Genomic DNA, 3,880 nt, shown 5'->3' on the forward strand with positions numbered 1-3,880 from the left:
CTGCCCGCGTGGCTGGAGGCGCTGCTGCCGCCGCACCGCGCACCGGCAGTGCTGGCGCTGGCGCCCGACCGCGTGGGGCTGGAGCTGCGGTTCCCGGACGGCGCCGTGGAGCGTTTCGCGTCGCTGCGGGATCGTTGATCGCCATCCGGCGTTCTGGACGGCCCCGGACCTTCAGGTGCGGCCCTGGCATTGGGAGCAGGACGGGTATTGCAGCAGAATCCGGCAGTACGTGTGGCGCGAGGACGAGGAGCTCGACGCTCCGGCACGGCCCGTCCGTGTCACGCTGGAGGCCCGGTGCGCATGTCCCGGAGGACCGCCACCGGGCCACCCGGCACGGGGACCACCACGCGGATTGGCGGCTCGAGGTCACCTCAGTCAGCTTGAAGGGGGCGTTCCTGATCCTCGCCGACCGCGTCCAGCGCTGCTTCACCCCCGCCGGGGACGCCCGGCCGGACGCCGAGATCGGCCTGCAGGAGCCGGCCTGGATCGCAGAGGTCCGGCGGCGGCTGGCGGACATCGACTCCCCGGGAGATCGGTGAGGCCGCTGCCCCCTTGTCCTGTTCCGGCCGGGGTGTCGTTCACGGGCGGGGAGGGAGGCGGGCGATCTGGGCGCGGTCTTCCATCTGCGCGCGGAGGGTGTGGTTTTCGAGGGTGAGGCGTTGGATGTGCGCGACGGCCAGGTCGATCTGGTCACGCAGCGTCGCGTTCTCCGCCCGCAGCGCTCGTTCGCTGTCGGCCCGCCGCGCGGTCTCCGAGGGCTCGGCGCGCTTGGCGCGGGCTATTGTGCGTCGCTGGTCGGCGATGTCCTGGGCGATGGCCGGGAACCAGCGCCAGAATGTCGAGTTCGTCAGTCCCAGATGCTCGGCCAGACCCCGCACCGTCACCGGTCGGGTGCTGTCTTTGCGCAGTTCCGCGAGGGCGTGGAGGACTTCGGCGTTGGTGGGAAGGGGAACACGGCGGGTCATGGCTGCTCCTGGTGCCGGTTGAGGAAGCCGACGATCTGCTCTCGCCGCTGCTGAAGGCGCGACTTCAGCGCAGGCGGCAACGGCGGGTCGGCGGCGAGGTCTCGGTCCAGCGTGTCCAGCTCGTCCCGCCAGGCGTGCACGTTCGCGTCGGTGAGGGCGACGTTGCGGCAAGTGAGCGGCTTGCAGTTGGACAGATCGGGCGCGGCGGCTTGGCCGGTGCGGGGCCGGCACAGTGCTTTGTCGTGCGTGTACACGCAGGTGACGTACTTCCCCGGGTACACGGCAGGCCCGTGCAAGGTGATCAGCCGCAGGAACCGGCGCCGGTCGGTGGTCACGGTGCCGGCGAACGCGGACCGCTGGCTCATCTGCTCCATCCGCCGTTCGGCTTCGCCGCCGGCGGGCCCGGTGAGGCGGGTGTGCTCGTTGTGGTCGATCATGGCCAGCAAGTGCTCGCCGCGGGAGAGCGCCTCTTCGGCTTCGACCTCGGCGCGGAACCCGGAGTCGCTGGTGCCGGCATAGCCCTCGAACATCTGCACGCTGTGGTGCCGGTAGGCGATCGCGCCGGCGATCGAGCCGCCGGGACGGCGGGCGATGTACCAGGCCAGGGTGCGGCGGAACTGGCGGGTGCTGACCCGCCACGGGCGCCCGTCGACGTCGGGGATGGAGTCGTCGCGGCCGCGGGCGCGGCAGTAGTCGTTGACCCAGCTCACGAACCGGTTCAGCTGCCGGTTGGTTCCCGCGACGGTCATCGCGACGTTCCCGCCGCGCCCGGCCGACCCGGCGCCGGGGCCGGACTTGATCGGCGCGAACAGCCAGTCGGTGCGGTCCCGGGCCCGGTCGCGGTGGATCCGCTCCAGCACGTCGATCGCGGTCGCGGCGGACTCGCCGACCACCCAGGTCGCGGGAACCCCGGTGGGGGTGCCTTCGCCTTTGAACGCGACGCTGGTCACCCGCCACCGGTACGGGTGCCCGTTGCCATCTTTCTCGGCGGTGCAGCAGCCGCGGCGCAGGTGCTTGACCTCGCTGTCCCGCATCCCGGACAGGAAGGCGACGAGGATGTAGCAGGCTGCTTGCAGCATCTGGGTGAGGACGGTGAGCGAGTCGTCGCGGATCGGGTCCAGGGAGACGCCCTTGAGCCACGGGGCGCCGTCGATGCGCCCCCGGATCGGCACGCCCAGGTAGGCGAAGTCGGACACGCCGAGCGTGGCGACGGCGTCGGCGATGGCAGCGTGGTGGTCGTCGAGGGCGCGGCGGTCGCAGCCGATCGTGCGGGCGATCGCGGCGTGATTGACCTGTCCGTTGAAGCCCGGCAGCGGGCGCCCCTCCTGGTGGGCGTCCTCCAGGTACCGGGTGATGCTGATCAGGTTCGAGCCGCGGGGAGAGTGGCGGCGGGGGCGGCTGACTCGCAACTGCGCCCACCGGGTGACGGCGTCCAGGATGTCATCGGCGAAGTCGTTGACGAACCGCATCGCCCACACCAGCAGCCGGCTGTGGACATCCTCGGGGATCCTCGCGGTGGTGTTCTCGGTGCGGGGGCTGTGCTGCTCCTTCCAGCCGGGGATGGTGCGCGGGTCCACGCGGAGCGCTTCGCCGCCGAGGCCCTGCCGGTACCGCCACAGGAACACCGTCGCGGCGCGCAGTGCGTGCCGACGGGTCGCGGTGCGGTACTCGGTGATCAGGAACCGCTGGAACTGCAGCAGCGTGTCAGTGGTGGCCAGCGAGACGGGGCGGCCGCCGTGGTGCCCGTCCAGCCAGCGCAGGAACACGCCGATGTTGTAGAACATGGACACGACGGTGCTGATCGTCGGCCGCGGCTCGTCGGGCGGCAGCGGCCCGGACAGGGCGAGGTAGGCCAGCGACTTGAGGGTGTGCCGGTAGCCGGGTGGCACGATCCGGAACCGGAGGGTGAGCCCGCGTTCCTGCCCTTGTAGCGCGGCGGGCGCCACCGGCCACTCGTCGTCCCCGAACCGGGCCGTGTCGGCGATGCCGACCCCGGGCCGCAGCGCACGGCCGTGCAGCACGAACGTACCCGGCAGCGGCCCGGGAACGGTGGCGTCGGGGCGGGGGAGCGTGCTCATGGCTGCTCCCAGGAGGGTTCGACGAGGTCGAGGAGGCTGTCGTCGGGCTTGACCTGCTCGGCGCTGCTCACCTCCGCTTCGCTGAACTTGGGCAGCACTTCGTAGCGGATCGCCGCCCACGCGGGCCCGTATCGTGTCCACCAAGCGCTCTCGCCCAGCTGGGTTCGGCGCGCCTCGAGCGCGTCCAGCAGGCTGAGCAGCCGCGGCAGGTGGTCGCCGGTGATCATGCAGTTGCCGCAATGGAAGCAGTCCAGGAAGCTCGCCGCGCATCGTCGTCCCGTCAGCGGATGGTGGTCGTGGTCGGCGCATCTCGCCCACGCGGTCTCGGTGCCCTCGCCCCGGTCGTGTTCGGTTCCCGCCGCGGGACGGATCTCCAACGCGGTCCGTCCCTGGGTGGCCAGTGCGCGTCGGTGCGCGGCCCACGCGGCCTGCTCGACCTCGGCGACCGTGTCGGCGATCAGCCGGTGCGCCCAGTCGATCGTGGCGTGGTCCCCGGAGAGGTAGTTGCGGAACAGCACCGCGGTGGTGTTGCTGCGTGCCGCGGTGGGAAGGTGCCCGCCCATCTGGCGGGTGCGGCGCACGTCGACGCTTGTCTTGAGCCGGTTGAAGTTCAGCCGCAGCAGCACCGGGTCGCCGTTCTCATCGGGTTCGTCGGCGACGATCCCGCGGGCTCGCACCCAGTTCTGGTGGCGCAGGCTCGCGTCCAGGGCGGCGGCGAACGGATCGCGGCATCCGTCCGCGCCACTGCGCCGCCCGGTGTGGTGATACACCGCCCAGAACGCCGGCGCGTCCAGCAGCTGGCGGCCCGCGGACATCAGCTCGTGCAGCAGCAGATAC

General features: G+C 71.8%; 3 protein-coding genes and 1 pseudogene. 1 reads left to right on the plus strand and 3 read right to left on the minus strand.

Features of this window, described 5'->3' with window-relative positions; all coding sequences use genetic code 11:
- Nucleotides 1-380: 380 nt before the first annotated feature.
- Nucleotides 381-539: a hypothetical protein gene (locus ASG00_RS17780; protein ID WP_156456237.1), complete on the plus strand. Its 159-nt coding sequence runs from the start codon at nt 381-383 to the stop codon at nt 537-539.
- Nucleotides 540-578: 39 nt separating this feature from the next.
- Here ASG00_RS17780 and ASG00_RS08375 read toward each other — a convergent pair whose 3' ends face one another.
- The 3 genes and pseudogenes from ASG00_RS08375 to ASG00_RS08385 all read right to left on the minus strand — a co-directional run.
- Nucleotides 579-965: a hypothetical protein gene (locus ASG00_RS08375; RefSeq protein ID WP_056208510.1), complete on the minus strand. Its 387-nt coding sequence runs from the start codon at nt 963-965 to the stop codon at nt 579-581.
- Complete coding sequence (locus ASG00_RS08380) at nt 962-3,043, minus strand: hypothetical protein (RefSeq protein WP_056208511.1); 2,082 nt, start codon at nt 3,041-3,043, stop codon at nt 962-964. Before ASG00_RS08380 ends, ASG00_RS08375 begins: the two co-directional genes overlap by 4 nt.
- Nucleotides 3,040-3,880: pseudogene (locus ASG00_RS08385) on the minus strand (hypothetical protein); the annotation flags it as partial. The pseudogene ASG00_RS08385 and the gene ASG00_RS08380, both read right to left, overlap by 4 nt.

Source organism: Microbacterium sp. Leaf351, from assembly GCF_001423825.1.
GTDB lineage: Bacteria > Actinomycetota > Actinomycetes > Actinomycetales > Microbacteriaceae > Microbacterium > Microbacterium ginsengisoli.